The sequence below is a fragment of the Rhizobium sp. PP-CC-3G-465 genome (assembly GCF_004343445.1).
Taxonomy (GTDB): Bacteria; Pseudomonadota; Alphaproteobacteria; order Rhizobiales; family Rhizobiaceae; genus Ferranicluibacter; species Ferranicluibacter rubi.
The window spans coordinates 393,768-411,354 of the sequence record NZ_SLYH01000003.1 but is presented as its reverse complement, the minus strand read 5'-3'; the positions used below and the strand labels follow the sequence as shown (position 1 = coordinate 411,354).

The window sequence follows — 17,587 nt, the reverse complement described above, 5'->3', positions numbered from 1 at the left end:
CGCAACGTCCGCCGCCCACGTTTCTCTTTCTCATCTTCAATTGTCAAAAAACAGACAAACCTTACCGGTCCGTCACATCGCTGAATGATCAAAGCTTAAAGCCACAATCACCGCAAAATCTTTCCCGCAAGAGCCTCAAGCTGTTCTGCCTAAGACCGCCAAGTCGCTACAAAGTCAAGAAACTTCAGAGCGAGTTCGTTGGTCGCCAGCAGCGCCGCCGCCCTCGTTGGTGTGCGGTTTATAGATCTCTGAACCGCAGTTCGTCAACAGCCATGTTTCAAAAAAATGACATTTCTTCTAAGTCATTGTGAAACATGGGTTTTCATGAGTGCGCAACCTCTTGGCTATGATTTGGCGCGTACTGCGCGGCCCAGCGCCAGAGGAATCAATCTTTCTGGCATTCAAAGCCCTCCTCCAGATCGTATCGGCCGCGGGATCTTTTGATCGCTTCGTGGTGTCGTGCACTTTTCCACGGCTCTCTGTATTATGGAGCCATGACATCCCCTGTTTTCGCCTCCCTTCCCGACCTTCCTGTCAAAGCCGTCCTGCATGAGATCGGCGCTGCTCTCTCTACCCAGGGCTTGGCCGTTCTCTCGGCACCGCCGGGTGCCGGAAAGACGACACTCGTGCCGCCGTTCCTGCTCGATGCTGCCTGGAGGGGAGACGGGCGGATTATTCTTCTTGAGCCGAGACGTCTTGCGGCAAGAGCCGCGGCCGGGCGGATCGCGTCTCTTCTTGGCGAGGCGATCGGCGAACGGGCCGGGTATCGCATGCGGCTCGACAGCCGGATCTCGGCGCGGACGCGGATCGAGGTGGTGACGGAAGGCGTGTTCGCTCGGATGGTGCTCGATGATCCCGAGCTGAAAGGTGTTGCGGCCGTTCTTTTCGATGAGTTCCATGAACGGTCGCTCGATGCGGATGTGGGGCTGGCGCTGGCGCTCGATGTGCGTGCCGCCTTGCGCGAGGATCTGCGCATTCTCGTGATGTCGGCAACGCTCGACGTGGAGCGAGTGGCGGCGCTGCTCGGCCATCCCCCCATCATCGAAAGCCACGGCCGGAGCTTTCCGATCGATATTCGCCACGGCGGCCGGTCACCGAACGAGCGGATCGAGGATGCCATGGCGCGGGCGATCATCGAGGCGCATAGCAGCGAAGAGGGGTCGATACTCGCCTTTCTCCCCGGGCAGGCGGAAATCAAGCGCACGATCGAGCGGCTGGAGGGGCGTCTGCCTGCATCGACCGATATTATCGGCCTTTATGGAACGCTGAGCCAGGCCGAGCAGGATCGGGCGATCCGGCCCGTCGCCGGCGGACAGCGCAAGGTGGTGCTGGCAACGTCGATCGCGGAGACGTCGATCACCATCGATGGCGTGCGGATCGTCGTCGATAGCGGGCTGCAGCGCCTGCCGGCCTATGAGGCGGCGACCGGGATCACGCGGCTGGAAACGGTGCGTGTTTCCAAAGCCTCGGCCGATCAGCGGGCCGGCCGTGCCGGGCGAACGGAGCCGGGCATCGCCATCCGGCTGTGGCATCCGGGCCAGACGGCGGCGTTGCCTGCGTTCACGCCGCCACAGATCCTGGCGAGCGATCTTTCCGGTCTCGTGCTCGATCTGGCCCATTGGGGGGTGACCGATCCTACCTCCATGTCCTTTCTCGATGCTCCGCCGGCACCGGCCTGGCGGGAGGCGCGGGCCTTGCTTGCCTCTCTCGGCGCTGTGGATGCCGAGGGACGGCTGACGGAGGGGGGACAGCAGATTCGCGAGCTTGCCTTGCCGCCGCGGCTGGCGGCCATGGCGGTGGGTGCCGCCACCGAAGGCCAGGGCATGGCGGCCTGCGAGATCGCAGTGCTTTTGACGGAGCAGGGTCTTGGCGGCACGTCGGTCGATCTGGAGGATCGGCTGCGGCAGTTTCGCAGCGACCGAAGCCCGCGGGGCGAAGCGGCGCGCGGGCTTGCGCGGCGCATGGCAGCGGGGCTCGGCGTCCGGCGCAATGCCTCGGCGGGGCCGGTGCTGGCCGGCGCCCTGCTGATCCGCGCCTTCCCCGACCGGATCGCCCTTCAGCGGGGCGGCCGCGGGCGTTTCGTGATGGCGAACGGGCGCGGCGCGGAGCTTGCCGAGACGGAGCGCCTTTCCGGCGCCACCATGCTCGTCATCGCCGATGTGACAGGGTCCGCCGGACGGCACCGGATTCTCTCGGCCGCAGAAATTCGGCTGGAGGATGTCGAGGCGCATTTGCCGTCGGCCATCACGACCGGGACCGAGACCTTCTTCGACCGCCAGAGCCGGCAGGTTCGGGCGCGGCGCGTGACGCGGATCGGTGCGATCGTGCTGGAGGAAACGCCAATGGCGCGTCCGGCCGGCGCGGATGCGGCGCGTGCTCTGGCGGAAGGCGTGCAGATGCTGGGGCTGGATGTGCTGCCGTTCTCCAAGGAGGGACGGCAGCTTCGCGACCGGATGGGCTTCCTGCACCGGACGCTCGGAGACCCCTGGCCCGATGTTTCCGATACGGCGCTTCTGGCAAACCTCGACGACTGGTTCGTGCCCTTTCAGACGGATGCGCGCGGATTGAGCGAGATCGAGCCGGGCAGCCTGACGCAGGGTCTGATGTCTCTCGTTCCCGGCGCGTCGCGGGATCTCGCTGCGCTGGTGCCGACGCATTTCCAAGCACCGACCGGCAACCGTCATCCGATCCGCTATGATGGTGACGAGCCGGTTCTGTCGATCCGGGTGCAGGAGCTGTTCGGGCTGACCGTGCATCCGGCGATCGGCGGGGGGCGTATACCCCTGCTTCTGGAACTCGTATCACCGGGCCAGCGGCCGATCCAGACGACGCGGGATCTGCCGGGGTTCTGGGCGGGCTCCTGGAAGGAGGTGCGAGCCGACATGCGCGGGCGCTATCCAAGGCACGCCTGGCCGGAAGACCCGGCGCAGGCCGCGCCGACAGCCCGCGCGAAACCAAGGGGAACGTGATGGCACATCAGGACACGGCCCTGGAGACCGCGGCAACCGGATCGCGCGAGCCGGACGACCCGACCGCCAGCCGCTCGCTCCGGCTGCAGACCATCGTGCGGCTGCGCTGGCTGGCGGTGGCTGGTCAGTCGATCGCGATCATCATCGTGGCGCTGTGGCTGCGGTTCCCGATGCCGCTGATCGCCTGCTTTCTGCTGATCGCGCTTCTTGCCGTCGTCAACATCTACCTGACGCTGCGCTATCCCCCCGCCCACCGGCTGCATCCGGTCGCAGCCTTCACGCTTCTCGGCATCGATCTCGCGCAGCTGACGGCGCTTCTTTATATGACCGGGGGCATCGCCAATCCGTTTGCGCCGCTGGTCTCGGTTCCGGTCATCATCTCCTCGGCTTCGCAGCCGAAATGGTACAGCGTTGCGCTTGCGCTTCTGGCCGTGGCCGGCGTGACGGCGCTCGCCTTTTCGCCCTATCCCCTGCCCTGGTACGATGGCGCGGTGCTCGTGGTGCCACCGGCGCTCATGGTGGGCTTCTGGTTTGCCATCGTTTCCACCACGGCCTTTGCCGCCTTCTATACCTATCGCGTTTCGCTGGAGGCGAGCGAGCTGGCCGAGGCGCTGGCCGCGACCGAGCTGGTGCTGCAGCGCGAGCAGCATCTGTCGCAGCTCGACGGACTGGCAGCCGCCGCCGCGCACGAGCTCGGCACACCGCTTGCGACGATCAGCGTGGTCGCGAAGGAAATGGAGCGCGAGCTTGGCAACGATCCGAAATATGGCGAGGACGTCCAGCTTCTGCGCAGCCAGAGCGAACGTTGCCGCGACATCCTGCGCCGGTTGACGACGCTCTCTTCCAACGACGAAGCGCATATGCGCTATCTGCCGCTCTCCTCGATGATCGAGGAGGTGCTGGCGCCGCATCGGGAATTCGACATCGAGATCAAGCTGGTCGAGGCGTCCGGCCGCAAGGGCGAGCCGGTGGGCACGCGCAATGCCGGCATTCTCTATGGGCTCGGCAATCTGGTCGAAAACGCCGTCGATTATGCGAAGACCGAGGTCGTCGTGACGGTGAAGCATTCGGCCGGGCGCGTCTCGGTGACGATCGAGGACGATGGCGACGGTTACGCGCCCGATATTCTGAGCCGGATCGGCGAACCCTATGTGACGCGGCGGCAGCGGGACGATACCGCTGGCGGGCTCGGGCTCGGGCTGTTCATTGCCAAGACGCTGCTGGAGCGGTCCGGCGCGACGCTTGCCTTCGAGAATGGGGGTCCGGAGAAGCCCGGCGCGCGCGTCAGCGTCGAATGGCCGCGGCATCTGATGGACACCAAGCCGGCGAAATGAGCGGTTGCGCCTTTCCCCCGGGATGGCCGATCCTTATCTAACCCATAAGAGAGACATGAAGGATCGCGCCATGAGCGAGAAAGCCGATGCCGGGGCGGCCGGCGAAACTGCTGCAACCCCATTGAACGATGCGATCGGGCTCGATCCGTCGCTGCTGATCGTCGATGACGACGGTCCGTTCGTGCGCCGGCTGGCGCGGGCGATGGAGCAGCGCGGCTTCACCGTCGAGATCGCCGAATCGGTTGCCGACGGCATCGCCCAGGCGAAACGGCATCCGCCGAAATATGCGGTGGTCGATCTCCGGCTGGGCGACGGCAGCGGACTCGACGTGATCGAGGCGATCCGCGGCTGCCGGGACGACACGCGCATCATCATGCTGACCGGATACGGCAATATCGCGACGGCGGTGAACGCGGTGAAGCTCGGTGCGGTGGATTACCTATCGAAGCCCGCGGATGCCGACGAGGTCTACAATGCCCTCGTCCAGAGCGACGGCGACAAGGCGGAATTGCCGGAGAACCCGATGTCGGCCGACCGCGTGCGCTGGGAGCATATCCAGCGGGTGTTCGAGATCTGCGAACGCAACGTGTCGGAGACGGCACGGCGGCTGAACATGCACCGGCGGACGCTGCAGCGGATCCTTGCCAAGCGGGCCCCAAAATAGCCTTTCAGAGATCGCTGTCCTGCGCGCCTGACATGATGTCCTGCAGCGGCGAGGCATCACTGGTGCCGCCGACGCACCATTCCGCGAGCAGTAGCCGCTGGGCTGCGGCCCGGGCGAAATTCAGCGTGACCGATTTGCGCTGCGGGGCCGAGAGACGATGCTCCGGCGCATCGCGGATCATGTCGGCGCCGTAGCCGTCGGAGAGAAACAGGCCGCAATCCTCCGGGAAGATGTCGAGCGGCACCTCCGCATGGGTGGCAAAGAACAGCCGGTCGCAATGCAGCCGGTAGTCCGGCCATTTCCGGTCCACCTTGAAATCCTCGATCGACGTCTTGATCTCAACGATCCAGATTTCGCCTTTCGGGGAAATCGAGGCAAGATCGGCCCTGCGGCCACTTGCCAGCGTCAGTTCCGGCATCACAGCATGACGCAGGTCGTAGAGATAGCGTTGCAGGCCGCGGCGGACGAGCATCGCGCGGCGGGACTGGCGTCCGTCGACGAGCGGGGTGGTGGCGTGGAGCGAGACGATCGGCATGGCATCTTCCTGTCTGGCATGCGCTTCAAATGCTTGGGATAGTGGTCTTTGTTGCAAAAAAACCATCCATGGCGAATTTGAATCCGCAGAACTTCATGCTGCAGCGCATTCCCTTGCAAGGACCCGGCGAATGGAAAATAAGCGTAGTGGCTGATGGTCGAACCACTCGAGCCGTCCTTCGCTTCCTTTTAAGAGATTCTCATGCGCACCCGCAACGCATTCTTCCTGTGCAGCCTTCTGGCAAGCGTCGCTCTGGCCGGTTGCTCCACGGCGCCCGTCACCGCGTCCAACACGCCGATCCAGCATGTCGCGACCAACCAGATCTTCTCCGACGGCTACGGCCCGGTCGAAGATCACGGCTATGCGCTTCCGGCGATCCCGATCAACCGTGTCGATCAGCGCTTCCATCGCCAGATCATCGATTACGCGACGAACGAGCCGGTCGGCACGATCGTGGTCAACACGCCGAACCGCTTCCTCTACTACGTGCTGCCCGGCGGCAAGGCAGTTCGCTACGGGATCGGCGTCGGCAAGCAGGGCTTCGCCTGGCAGGGCCGCGCCTATGTCGCGTGGAAGCAGGAATGGCCGACATGGCACCCGCCGAAGGAAATGGCGCAGCGCCGTCCCGACGTCGCGCAATATGTCGAGGCGGGCATGGGCCCGGGCCTGCGCAACCCGCTCGGCGCGCGTGCACTCTATCTCTTCAACGATGAAGGCAAGGACACGCTGTTCCGCCTGCATGGAACGCCGGAGTGGAACTCGATCGGCACAGCCGCGTCTTCGGGCTGCATCCGTCTGATGAACCAGGACATCATCGATCTCTATTCCCGCGTTCGCCCGGGCAAGAGCACGCTGGTCGTCGTTCAGCAGTAATCGGACCGATTACGGCCTCATCGCCTTTCAAAGAAAAACCCGGATCGCTCCGGGTTTTTTTATGGGCATCTCATCCCGTCATTGACGCTGGCCGGGCAGGCATCGCTATCGCGATGCTGCTTTCAGCTCGATGCGGCGGCGATGGAGGACCGGCTCGGTGTAGCCGTTCGGCTGTTCGCGACCCTTGAAGACGAGATCGAGGGCTGCCTGGAAGGCGACGGAACCGTCGAAATCCGTGGCCATCGGGCGGTAGGCCGCATCGTCCGCATTCTGCCGATCGACGATGCCTGCCATGCGCTTCAGGGTTTCGGTCACCTGATCGGCCGAGACGACGCCGTGATGCAGCCAATTCGCCATGTGCTGGGCGGAAATGCGCAGGGTGGCACGGTCCTCCATCAGGCCGATATTGTTGATGTCGGGCACCTTGGAGCAGCCGACACCCTGGTCGATCCAGCGCACAACGTAGCCCAGAATGCCCTGCGCATTGTTGTCGAGTTCGCGCTGGATTTCTTCCGGCGTCCAGTTCGGGCGGGTGGCCACTGGAATGGACAGGATATCATCGAGCTTGGCACGCGGACGGGTCTTAAGGCCCTTCTGAACCTCTGCGACATCGACCGTGTGATAATGCGTCGCGTGGAGGGTCGCCGCCGTTGGCGAGGGAACCCAGGCGGTGTTGGCGCCGGCCTTGGGATGCGCGATCTTCTGCTCCAGCATGGCCGCCATCAGGTCCGGCATGGCCCACATGCCCTTGCCGATCTGGGCATGGCCGGCCAGACCGCAGGCGAGGCCGATGTCGACGTTCCAGTTTTCGTAAGCTGCGATCCAGGCCGCCTGCTTCATATCGCCCTTGCGGATCATCGGGCCGGCTTCCATGGACGTATGGATCTCATCGCCGGTGCGATCGAGGAAGCCGGTGTTGATGAACACGACGCGCTCGCGCGCGGCGCGGATGCAGGCCTTGAGGTTGACCGTCGTGCGGCGCTCCTCGTCCATGATGCCCATCTTGATCGTGTTCGGCGCCATGCCCAGCGCCTGCTCGACACGGGTGAAGATCTCGCAGGCGAAGGCGACTTCTTCGGGACCGTGCATCTTCGGCTTGACGACATACATCGAGCCTTCACGCGAGTTCATGCGGCGGCCGGACGGGCCGATGTCCCGGAGCGCGATCAGAGCCGTGATCACGGCATCCATGATGCCCTCGGGAACCTCGTTACCGTCCCGGTCGAGGATCGCCGGATTGGTCATGAGGTGGCCGACATTGCGCACGAGCATCAGCGCCCGGCCCTTGAGCGTCGTGTCGCTGCCATCCGGTGCGGTCAAGGCGACATCCGGATTGAGCCTGCGGGTGAAGCTGCGGCCGCCCTTGGCAACCTCTTCGGCAAGGGTGCCGTCCATCAGGCCAAGCCAGTTGCGGTAGATCAGCGTCTTGTCGTCGGCATCGACGGCGGCCACCGAATCCTCGCAATCCATGATCGCGGTGATGGCGGATTCGAGCACGACGTCGGAGATATGCGCCGGATCATCGGCACCGATCGCGGTCGTGGCGTCGATGACGATCTCGACATGCAGTGCATTGCGCTTGAGGAAGATGGACGCGGGCCCTGCGGCATCGCCCTTGAAGCCGGCGAACTGGGCCGGGTCCTTCAGCGACAGCGAACCGTCGTTGAGGACCAGCCGGCCGTCGGCGACCGAGATCGAGCGCAGATCGGCCCAGCTGGCACCTGCGAGTGGAGCGCTCGAATCGAGGAAATTGCGCGCCCAGGCGATGACCTTGCTGCCGCGGGCGGGGTTGTAGCCCTTGCCCTTCTCCGCACCGCCCTCATCGGAAATCGCGTCCGTGCCGTAGAGCGCGTCATAAAGCGAACCCCAGCGCGCATTGGCAGCGTTCAGCGCATAGCGCGCATTCATCACGGGAACGACGAGCTGCGGCCCGGCGATCGCGGCGATCTCGGGATCGACGTTTGAGGTGGAAACGGTGAAATCCGGGCCTTCGGGCAGGAGGTAGCCGATTTCGGTCAGGAAGTCGGTATAGGTCTTGAGATCGACCGGAACGCCGTTCTCCCGGTACCAGGCATCGATTTTCTCCTGCAACGCATCGCGAACCTGCAGCAGGGTCCGGTTCTTCGGCGCGAGATCATGGACGATCGCGGAGAAGCTTTCGAAGAATCGGTCGGCCTCGATCCCCGTTCCCGGCAGCGCCTCGTTGACGATGAAGGCGTGAAGGCCCTGTTCGATCTGCAAACCCTGTGTGTCGATGCGGCTCATGACGTCTCCTCACTCTTTCCCCGTTTCGTGCATTGCAATGTCCTCACGAACGCCGTGAAGTCAACGTTTTCTCATATCGAAGGAAACCCCTGCGGGTATTTTACCGCCGCGTGACCCGCATGGGGATACCGCCCTGAGGCTGCGTCGTCAGCCTTTGCACGGGCCAGGGGCGTGTTTGCGGCGTCACGTCGAAGCGATAGGTTTTCATCAGCACGCCGAGCGCGATGACCGCTTCCTGCAGCGCGAACGTCGCGCCGATGCAGACGCGCGGGCCGGCGCCGAAGGGCAGATACTGGAAGCGGTGCAGGCTCTCGCGATTGCCGGGCATGAAGCGCTGCGGCATGAAGGCGCGCGGCCTCTCCCAGTAGAGCGTATGGCGATGCAGGGTCCAGGGCATGACGAGGACCGAGACGCCCTTGGCGATATCGATGCGCTCGCCGGTCGGCGACGTCCAGCTGTCCGCCTCGATAGCTGCCCGGTTGATCGACGGCGCCGGCGGATAGAGCCGCATGGATTCCTCGAACGCGGCGCGGACATGCGGCATGTTCTCCAGCCAATCGACCGGGTCCGTGCCGTTTCCGATGACGCGGTCGATTTCGGCTTCCATCAGTGCGCGGAATTCCGGCGCGTGGGCGATGCAGTAGAACGTCCAGCCGAGCGCGCGGGCCGTGGTCTCGTGCCCGGCGCCGATGAAGGTCAGGATATTGTCGGCGATCTCGTCGGCATGCAGACCGTCCGGGCCTTCCCGCTCCAGAAGCAGCGTCAGGAAATCCTGCGGCACCGTATCGGGATGGGCGCGCATCTGCCGGCGGCGCTCCTCCATGGTGGCAGCCACGACCGTGCCGAAGCGGCGCATCAGCCTGCCACTGCCCCAGCGCGTGACGCGCGGAACCCAGGAGGGGGCGAGCAGCATATCCATGGGATCAACACGTCCCATGCTGCCGAGCAGCGTCTCGACATCCTTGGTGAAACTCTCGGTTTTCGCGGCGATCTGCCCGGAAAACAAGGTCTCCGCCAGGATATCGTATGTCAGTTCCGTCATGTCGGTGGCGATATCGACCACACCATGCGTATCGACGGCGCGATCGTAGCTGCCGGCATAATGCTCGCAGGTCGAGAGCATCTTGTCGGCGAAGCCCTTGGCGTGGCGTGGCGTGAACACCGGCGCCACCGCCTTGCGGGTCCGCTTCCAAGTGGCACCTTCGGCCGTCAGCAGGCCATCGCGCAGGATCGGCCGCAGAACGAGGCGGCGAACCTCCGACATTTCGTAGTTCGCGACGTTTTCGACGAGGATATAGCGGATCAGGCCGGGATCGTTGACGATCAGGGTCTGCTGGTTGACGAACCGCGTCTCGATCCAGGGCAGCGTGTAGGACTGCTCGCTCCAAAGCTCGAGCGGATTGCGCAGGACCGTCCGGAGGACCTCGAACTTGGAAAGGTCCTGCGCGCGCGGAACAGGGGCCGGCGGCTCGAAGGGTCGTGAGATCATATCCATGGGCAGTTCTGGCCTTTGATTGCGGGGGCCGGTCTTATGGGTTTCAGAGAAGCGCCTTCAATTCCGTCAGCTTCTCGTTCACCAGCCAGCCATAGTAGTTTTCCTCGGGCCACTGTGCGGCGCCCGATCGGTTTTTCGCTGCGAGCTCTGCTGCGCGCTGGTCGGGATTGCCGATGTTGTAGAGCGTCGCCGTGATGCCGGGATTGTCGGAAATATCGACGTCGGCCACCGAACGGTAGACGTCGATGGAGTGGCGGATGACGGCGGCCATATAGGCGAGCGACTGGTCGGGGTCCATGATCGCCTTGTAGACGTCGGCCGCGCTGTTCTCGTCCAGCCGCTCATAGCCGGACACCCGCGCAACGGTGTCGGTCATCATCAGCGCCGTCAGCGGATTGATCTGGCCGAGGCCGAAAGTCTGGCCGGCATAGAAGGGCTGGAAGAAGACGGCGGAGAAGCGGTTGTTCGGGAACGACGTGCCCCCGACCGTTTCGCCGCGGAAGTCCTTGTCCCAGACGCCCTCGCGGCAGCTCCACAGGGCGTAGGAGCCCTTTTTGCCGGCGCAGATGGAAAATTGTGGGCGATCGACGAAGTCGGCGATCGATTCGCCATCATAGGCGAAGCGGAAACTGTTGCCGGCATAGGCCGCGGCCTTGACGTAGTAGGACTGCAGCCGGTCATAGGCGTCGACATTATAGGTGTGCTCGCCGACGATGGCGCCGACCATGTGGATCGGGTCGATGCCATAGGCGCGAGCGGTCGACTTAATCTTGCCCATCAGCTTGCTGTCGGTCGCGAGCAGCTGCCGCACCTTCTCGTACTTGGCGTCGAAGCTCGATTTTCCCGCCTTCGTGCGGCGGACCGATGCGCCGGGCACCGACGGCTGCTCGGCATTGCGGTTGCCCTCCGGCATCACGCGTATCTCCGCTCTGGCCGGTGCGCCCGAAGCAAGCAGGGCGGTGATAAGGGCGAGAGCGGGAACGAGTTTGCGCAAGGCTTCAGTCTCCAGAGGGTGCGGCGGTTCGCTTAGGTGATGCGGCGTAAAGGTGTCGGAATCATGCCATCCGTCATTCCTCTGCCATTCCGTCTGTCCCCGCAACCGCCTCCTCCACGCCTTTGAAGCGGCGCAGAGAAAGCTGCGATGCGGTTCATCAGAGGATGTAACGCGACAGATCGGTGTTGGCCGCGAGGTCGCCGACATGCTTGCGCACATATTCGGCATCGATGTTGAGTTCCTCCCCCGACTTGTCGGGAGCCGCGAACGAGATCTCGTCGAGCACGCGTTCCATGACCGTCTGCAGGCGACGCGCGCCGATGTTCTCGACGCTGGAATTCAGCATGACGGCGACATCGGCCAGCGCGTCGAGCGCATCGTCGGAAAAGTCGAGCGTCACGCCTTCTGTTTCCAGCAGCGCCTTGTACTGGCGGATCAGGCTCGCCTCTGTTTCCGTCAGAATGCGGCGGAAGTCTTCCTTGGTCAGCGCCTTCAGCTCCACCCGGATCGGCAGACGACCCTGAAGTTCGGGCAGGAGATCCGACGGCTTCGACACATGAAAGGCGCCGGACGCGATGAAGAGGATATGGTCGGTCTTCACCGGCCCATACTTCGTCGCGACCGTCGTTCCCTCGACCAGCGGCAGCAGATCGCGCTGCACGCCTTCGCGCGACACGCCGGCACCCATGCCACCGTCGCGGGCAGCGATCTTGTCGATCTCGTCGAGAAAGACGATGCCGTCGTTCTCGGCCGAGCGCACGGCCTCCCGCTGGATCTGCTCATTGTCGAGCAGCTTGTCGGATTCGTCGTCGATCAGGAGCGCGTAGGACTTCTTGACCGTCGTGCGCACCTTCTTCGTGCGGGCGCCCATGGCCTTGCCGAACATGTCCGAGAGGTTGAGCACGCCGATATTGGCGCCCGGCATGCCGGGAATCTCGAAGCCGCCGCCGGGGCTTGCGGTATCCGCGACCTCGATGTCGATTTCCTTGTCGTCCAGCTCGTTGTCGCGCAGCTTGCGGCGGAAGCTGTCGCGGGTCGCGGGCGACGCGGTGCTGCCGACCAAGGCGTCGAGCACGCGTTCCTCGGCATTCTGGTGCGCCTTCGCCTTGACCTCGCCGCGCTTCTTCTCGCGCACGAGGCCGATGCCGACCTCGACCAGATCGCGGATGATCTGTTCGACATCGCGGCCGACATAGCCGACTTCTGTGAACTTGGTGGCCTCGACCTTGATGAAGGGCGCGCCGGCAAGCTTGGCGAGGCGGCGCGAGATTTCGGTCTTGCCGACACCGGTCGGCCCGATCATCAGGATGTTCTTCGGCATCACCTCATCGCGCAACTCGTCGGGAAGCTGCTGGCGGCGCCAGCGGTTGCGCAGCGCAATGGCGACGGCGCGTTTCGCATCGTGCTGGCCGATGATGTAGCGGTCGAGTTCGGAAACGATCTCTCTTGGGGAAAAGGTGGTCATGGTGTGTCCGTTTCTTCAATCTGGGCATCCAGCGCCATGAGATGGGCCGGACCGTAAAGGCTGTGTCGCTGGTCGATGAAGCGGAATCCGGCTTTCTCATAGGCCCGGATCGCGCGGGAATTCTCGGGGTGCGGATCGATGACGATCCGCTTCGTGCCTGCCTCGAAAAGCCGGGCCGCAAGGCTTGCGGCTATCTTCCCGCCATGACCCTTCCCGATGTCATCGGGCAGGCCGATCACCATGTCGAGGCCGAGCGTTCCCACCGGCTGGTCGCGATAGGGATGGTTCGGCTCGCGGTGCGGATCGTAGGTCTGGAGGTAGGCGAGCCGCCTTCCCTCCCATTCGACGATCATCGGCAGTGTTTCCCCTGTCTTCATCGCTTGCGCGATGGCGGCGAGCTCTACCTCCGCCGCATCCCACCATCTCGTGACATGCGGCTCGGCGAGCCACTGGGCCAGGCGCGGAAAATCCTCGTGGCGCAGGGCGCGAAAGACGTAAGGGTCGCCCGGTTCAGGCGACATCCAGCGTCTCGACGACGATGTTACCGTTGGTATAGACGCAGATATCGCCGGCGATCTCCATGGCGCGGCGGGCGATCTCCTCCGCCGTGCGGTCCGAATCCATCAGCGCCCGGGCCGCGGCATAGGCGTAGTTGCCGCCCGAGCCGATGGCGATGGTGCCATGCTCCGGCTCCAGCACGTCGCCGTTTCCTGTGATCGCCAGCGTGATCGTCTTGTCGGCGACCAGCATCATGGCTTCGAGATTGCGCAGGTACTTGTTCGTCCGCCAGTCCTTGGCAAGCTCCACGGCGGCGCGCATCAGCTGGTCGGGATATTGCTCCAGCTTGGCTTCAAGCCGCTCGAGAAGGGTGAAGGCGTCCGCCGTGGCGCCGGCAAAGCCTGCGATGACCTGGCCCTTGCCGAGCCGGCGCACCTTGCGGGCATTGCCCTTCATCACCGTCTGGCCGAGACTGACCTGACCGTCGCCGGCCATGACCACCTGGCCGCCCTTGCGCACGGTGATGATCGTGGTCGCATGCATGGTTCCGTAAGGGTTATGTTCGCTCATAAACGTCCTGTCACTTTCCGCTCCCGGCTCTGTTCCCGGGGCGTTCGAATGCTTGATGTCGCGATCTATGTAAGAATGACCACAGCGATTGCAAAGGGTGCTGCAGAGGGTGGACGCGCGCCTTATGGGGAGCGATCGCGCCTGGATAATCGAAGCTGGATATTTTCCGGCCGGCCTGATATCAGGCGACTTTCACAGACCGGAGTTCCCGATGGCAGAGGCAGAAGGCCGCAGCGGCAGCATATCCCGCAAGACCAACGAGACGTCCGTCTCCGTGTCCGTCGCGATCGACGGCACCGGGGCCTCGACCATCTCGACGGGCGTCGGCTTCTTCGACCATATGCTCGACCAGCTGTCGCGCCATTCCCTGATCGACATGACGATCGAGGCGAAGGGCGACCTGCATGTGGACGATCACCACACCGTCGAAGACACGGGCATCGCCATCGGCCAGGCCATCGCGAAAGCGCTCGGCGACCGGCGCGGCATCACGCGCTATGCCTCGATCGACCTTGCCATGGACGAAACGATGACGCGGGCGGCAGTGGACGTTTCCGGGCGTCCGTTCCTCGTCTGGAACGTCACGTTCTCCTCGCCGAAGATCGGCACGTTCGACACGGAGCTGGTGCGGGAGTTCTTCCACGCTCTGGCGCAAAATGCCGGCATCACGCTGCACATCCAGAACATCTACGGCGCGAACAACCATCATATCGCCGAGACATGCTTCAAGGCCGTTGCCCGCGTGCTGCGCACGGCAACCGAGATCGACCCCCGCCAGGCCGGCCGCATTCCTTCCACCAAGGGAACGCTGGCTTAAGCCGGACCCTTCCGCAGCGGACGCCGAGCAGGCGTGGTATCGGCCACGTCGAGACACGTCTTCCTGAGAGAAGATCCTTCTGTTGAGAGCAGGCTGCTTATGACACCGTTTCTCGTCTATCTCCCGCCCGGCGCGCGGCCCGACAGTGCGGATGCGGTCTTCGTTGCCGATCGCTTCGCCTGGCCTGCCTTCGTCTTTCCCGCCTTCTGGCTCCTCTTCAAGCGCCAATGGGCCGCCGGTATCGCCGTCTTCATCCTCCAAAGCGCGATGACGGCAGCCGGCGGACTTGCCGGTGCCGCGCTGGCCGCCATCCTGATCGAACTGGCACTGCGGCTTCTCGTAGCGTTGGAAGGCCCGACCTATCTCGCGCATCGGCTGGAAAAACGCGGGTTTACGCTCGCCGCCGTCCTGCCGGCACCAGATCTGAAGACGGCCGAGGCGATGTATGGCGCGACGCTCGACGATCTTGCCAGCGATCCCGTCCCGCCACTGCCGCGCCTCGGGCCCGGCCGTGACGGCGTGAAGACCATCGACCCTGCCAATCCAGGCTTCGGCCTGTTCGACACCTACGGGAGCCGCTGATGCGCGTTGCGATCATCGATTACGGATCCGGAAACCTTCGCTCCGCCACCAAGGCCTTCGAGCGCGCCGCCCGCGAGGCCGGCATCGATGCCGAGATCGATCTGACCGACAAGGCCGACCGGGTGGCAAGTGCCGACCGGATCGTGCTGCCCGGTGTCGGCGCCTATGCCGATTGCCGGGCCGGCCTCTCCGCTGTTGATGGCATGAGCCAAGCCATCATCGAAAGTGTCGAGAAGGCCGGAAAGCCGTTCCTCGGCATCTGCGTCGGCATGCAGCTGATGGCCTCGCGCGGGCTGGAGAAGGCAACGACGCAGGGCTTCGGCTGGATCAAAGGTGACGTCATCGAGATGAAGCCGGCGGATACCACGCTGAAGATTCCGCAGATCGGCTGGAACACGCTGACGCTCAACCGGCCGCACGCGCTGTTTGACGGCATTCCAACCGGGCCGGATGGATTGCATGCTTATTTCGTGCATTCCTACCACCTTGCGGCTGAGAACCCGGATGACCTCGTCGCGACCACCACATACGGCGAGCCCGTGACGGCCTTCGTCGCCCACGAGAACAAGGCGGGCGCTCAGTTCCATCCGGAAAAGAGCCAGACGCTCGGCCTTGCCCTTTTGACCAATTTCCTGCGCTGGAAGCCCTGACATGATCCTTTTTCCCGCGATTGATCTTAAAGACGGCGCCTGCGTGCGCCTGAAGCTCGGCGATATGGCAGAGGCCACCGTCTACAATCCGGATCCCGGCGCCCAGGCGAAAGCTTTTCAGGATCAAGGCTTCGAATGGCTGCACGTGGTCGATCTCAACGGCGCCTTTGCCGGCGAGACGGTGAATGGTGCGGCCGTCGAGGCAATCCTCCAGGCGACCACCAATCCGGTCCAGCTTGGCGGTGGCATCCGCACGCTCAGCGATATCGAAAGCTGGCTCGCCAAGGGTCTCGCCCGCGTCATTCTCGGCACCGTCGCGGTGCGCGATCCAGCATTGGTCAAGGAAGCCTGCCGGTTGTTCCCGGGCAAGGTCGCTGTCGGCATCGATGCGAAGGGCGGCAAGGTCGCCGTCGAGGGTTGGGCGGAAGCGTCCGAACTCGGCGTGATCGAGCTTGCCCAGCGCTTCGAAGGCGCCGGTGTCGCGGCCATCATCTATACCGACATCGATCGCGACGGCATTCTCGCCGGTATCAACTGGGCGGGCACTCTGGCGCTTGCCGATGCGGTCGCCATTCCCGTCATCGCCTCGGGGGGGCTTGCCTCCATGGAAGACATTCATCGCCTCGCCGCACCCGAGATGGCCAAGCTGGAAGGTGCGATTTCCGGACGGGCGCTTTATGACGGTCGGATCGATCCGGCCGAGGCGCTTGCCGTTCTCAACCGTGCAAGGGGACGTGCAGCATGACCCTCAAGGCCCGCGTGATCCCCTGCCTCGATGTCAAGGACGGCCGTGTCGTCAAGGGCGTCAGCTTCGTCGATCTGATCGATGCCGGCGACCCTGTCGAATCGGCCAAGGCCTATGATGCGGCCGGTGCCGACGAACTCTGCTTCCTCGACATCACCGCCTCGTCCGATGGCCGCGATACGATCTTCGACGTGGTCGAGCGCACCGCCGAACATTGCTTCATGCCGCTGACCGTCGGCGGTGGCGTGCGCAGCGTCGGCGATATCCGCCGGCTTCTGCTCGCCGGCGCCGACAAGGTCTCGATCAACTCGGCCGCCGTGCGCGATCCCGATTTCGTGGCGCAGGCGGCCGACAAGTTCGGCAACCAGTGCATCGTCGTCTCGATCGACGCCAAGCGGCGTGTGACGCCCGGGGCGGAAGGCACCAGCGCCTGGGAAATCTTCACCCATGGCGGCCGCACCGCGACCGGCATCGATGCAGTCGATTTCGCAGCGCGCATGGTCGAGCGGGGAGCCGGCGAACTGCTGGTGACCTCGATGGATCGCGACGGCAGCAAGATCGGCTACGACCTCGAGCTGACCCGTGCCATCGCCGACCGTGTGTCCGTCCCCGTCATCGCCTCGGGCGGCGTCGGCACGCTCGATCACATGGTGGAAGGCATTCGCGACGGCCATGCGACGGCCGTTCTCGCGGCCTCGATCTTCCATTTCGGCACCTACAGCATCGGCGAGGCCAAGCGCTACATGGCCGAACGGGGGATTCCGATGCGGCTCGACGGCTCAGCGCAGGAGGAGAGCAACCTGTGACCGGATTTTCTCTCTCCGATCTCGAAGCCATCGTCGCGGAGCGGGCAAAGGCCTCGCCTGAGACGTCGTGGACGGCCAAACTCGTTGAAAAGGGACAGGCGCGCGCTGCAAAGAAGCTCGGGGAAGAGGCCGTGGAAGCGGTTATCGCCGCCGTCTCCGGCGACCGTCAGGAGCTTGTTTCCGAGAGTGCCGACCTGCTTTATCACCTGCTGGTGGTATTGAAAATTGCCGACGTTCCGTTACAGGAGGTCTTGGAGGAGCTTGAGGGACGCACTGTCCGGTCAGGCCTTGAGGAGAAGGCGAGCCGAAAGACGTGACCATCGCG

18 protein-coding genes are annotated in these 17,587 nt (G+C 64.1%); 11 read left to right on the top strand and 7 right to left on the bottom strand.

The features are described 5' to 3' along the window. From C8J33_RS27330 to C8J33_RS16045, 4 genes are all read left to right on the top strand, one after another. A partial coding sequence (locus C8J33_RS27330; protein ID WP_207904041.1) for a hypothetical protein occupies nucleotides 1-311 on the top strand: 311 nt, incomplete at its 5' end. 183 nt (nucleotides 312-494) lie between these two features. Continuing rightward, the gene (gene hrpB, locus C8J33_RS16055) at nucleotides 495-2,969 is read left to right on the top strand and encodes an ATP-dependent helicase HrpB (RefSeq protein ID WP_132664901.1); all 2,475 of its coding nucleotides are present in this window, start codon (nucleotides 495-497) and stop codon (nucleotides 2,967-2,969) included. Beyond that, nucleotides 2,969-4,303 carry an ActS/PrrB/RegB family redox-sensitive histidine kinase gene (locus C8J33_RS16050; RefSeq protein WP_110801182.1) on the top strand — a complete coding sequence of 445 codons (1,335 nt, stop codon included), beginning with the start codon at nucleotides 2,969-2,971 and terminating at the stop codon, nucleotides 4,301-4,303. The genes hrpB and C8J33_RS16050 overlap by 1 nt, the downstream gene beginning before the upstream one ends. A 70-nt stretch (nucleotides 4,304-4,373) precedes the next feature. Next, the gene (locus C8J33_RS16045; protein WP_132664900.1) at nucleotides 4,374-4,967 is read left to right on the top strand and encodes an ActR/PrrA/RegA family redox response regulator transcription factor; all 594 of its coding nucleotides are present in this window, start codon (nucleotides 4,374-4,376) and stop codon (nucleotides 4,965-4,967) included. A 4-nt stretch (nucleotides 4,968-4,971) separates the two neighbouring features. Here C8J33_RS16045 and C8J33_RS16040 read toward each other — a convergent pair whose 3' ends face one another. After that, nucleotides 4,972-5,502 carry an MmcB family DNA repair protein gene (locus tag C8J33_RS16040; protein ID WP_132664899.1) on the bottom strand — a complete coding sequence of 177 codons (531 nt, stop codon included), beginning with the start codon at nucleotides 5,500-5,502 and terminating at the stop codon, nucleotides 4,972-4,974. A gap of 201 nt (nucleotides 5,503-5,703) precedes the next feature. On the opposite strand from C8J33_RS16040, the gene C8J33_RS16035 reads away from it, so the two are divergent. Further along, nucleotides 5,704-6,375, top strand: a complete 672-nt coding sequence (locus C8J33_RS16035) for a L,D-transpeptidase (RefSeq protein WP_110801180.1) — start codon at nucleotides 5,704-5,706, stop codon at nucleotides 6,373-6,375. 105 nt (nucleotides 6,376-6,480) lie between these two features. Here the strand turns inward: C8J33_RS16035 and C8J33_RS16030 are convergent, their stop codons facing one another. The 6 genes from C8J33_RS16030 to hslV form a co-directional block, all read right to left on the bottom strand. Then, entirely contained in the window at nucleotides 6,481-8,640 is a 2,160-nt protein-coding gene (locus C8J33_RS16030) for a malate synthase G (protein ID WP_132664898.1), read from the bottom strand. 100 nt (nucleotides 8,641-8,740) lie between these two features. After that, the gene (locus tag C8J33_RS16025; RefSeq protein WP_132664897.1) at nucleotides 8,741-10,135 is read right to left on the bottom strand and encodes a cytochrome P450; all 1,395 of its coding nucleotides are present in this window, start codon (nucleotides 10,133-10,135) and stop codon (nucleotides 8,741-8,743) included. A 43-nt stretch (nucleotides 10,136-10,178) separates the two neighbouring features. Further along, a complete protein-coding gene (locus C8J33_RS16020; protein ID WP_165929828.1) occupies nucleotides 10,179-11,129 on the bottom strand; it encodes a DUF1402 family protein in 951 nt (316 codons plus the stop codon). A gap of 157 nt (nucleotides 11,130-11,286) precedes the next feature. Then, complete coding sequence (gene hslU / locus C8J33_RS16015; RefSeq protein ID WP_110801176.1) at nucleotides 11,287-12,594, bottom strand: ATP-dependent protease ATPase subunit HslU; 1,308 nt, start codon at nucleotides 12,592-12,594, stop codon at nucleotides 11,287-11,289. After that, the gene (locus C8J33_RS16010; protein WP_132664896.1) at nucleotides 12,591-13,115 is read right to left on the bottom strand and encodes a GNAT family N-acetyltransferase; all 525 of its coding nucleotides are present in this window, start codon (nucleotides 13,113-13,115) and stop codon (nucleotides 12,591-12,593) included. Before C8J33_RS16010 ends, hslU begins: the two co-directional genes overlap by 4 nt. Next, nucleotides 13,105-13,662: an ATP-dependent protease subunit HslV gene (gene hslV / locus C8J33_RS16005; RefSeq protein WP_110801174.1), complete on the bottom strand. Its 558-nt coding sequence runs from the start codon at nucleotides 13,660-13,662 to the stop codon at nucleotides 13,105-13,107. The genes C8J33_RS16010 and hslV overlap by 11 nt, the downstream gene beginning before the upstream one ends. A gap of 211 nt (nucleotides 13,663-13,873) precedes the next feature. Here hslV and hisB point away from each other — a divergent pair, with 211 nt between their 5' ends. From hisB to C8J33_RS15975, 6 genes are all read left to right on the top strand, one after another. After that, entirely contained in the window at nucleotides 13,874-14,479 is a 606-nt protein-coding gene (gene hisB, locus C8J33_RS16000) for an imidazoleglycerol-phosphate dehydratase HisB (RefSeq protein WP_132448841.1), read from the top strand. A 99-nt stretch (nucleotides 14,480-14,578) separates the two neighbouring features. Next, nucleotides 14,579-15,061, top strand: coding sequence for a DUF2628 domain-containing protein (locus C8J33_RS15995; protein ID WP_132448840.1), 483 nt, complete (start codon nucleotides 14,579-14,581; stop codon nucleotides 15,059-15,061). Beyond that, nucleotides 15,061-15,711, top strand: a complete 651-nt coding sequence (gene hisH, locus C8J33_RS15990) for an imidazole glycerol phosphate synthase subunit HisH (RefSeq protein ID WP_132448839.1) — start codon at nucleotides 15,061-15,063, stop codon at nucleotides 15,709-15,711. The genes C8J33_RS15995 and hisH overlap by 1 nt, the downstream gene beginning before the upstream one ends. A gap of 1 nt (nucleotide 15,712) precedes the next feature. Further along, entirely contained in the window at nucleotides 15,713-16,456 is a 744-nt protein-coding gene (hisA, locus tag C8J33_RS15985) for a 1-(5-phosphoribosyl)-5-[(5-phosphoribosylamino)methylideneamino]imidazole-4-carboxamide isomerase (RefSeq protein ID WP_132448838.1), read from the top strand. Further along, nucleotides 16,453-17,262 (top strand): imidazole glycerol phosphate synthase subunit HisF, encoded by an 810-nt coding sequence (hisF, locus tag C8J33_RS15980; RefSeq protein ID WP_110801169.1) that lies wholly within the window; start codon nucleotides 16,453-16,455, stop codon nucleotides 17,260-17,262. Before hisA ends, hisF begins: the two co-directional genes overlap by 4 nt. Beyond that, nucleotides 17,259-17,579, top strand: coding sequence for a phosphoribosyl-ATP diphosphatase (locus C8J33_RS15975; protein ID WP_110730320.1), 321 nt, complete (start codon nucleotides 17,259-17,261; stop codon nucleotides 17,577-17,579). Before hisF ends, C8J33_RS15975 begins: the two co-directional genes overlap by 4 nt. The last annotated feature ends 8 nt before the right edge of the window (nucleotides 17,580-17,587 follow it).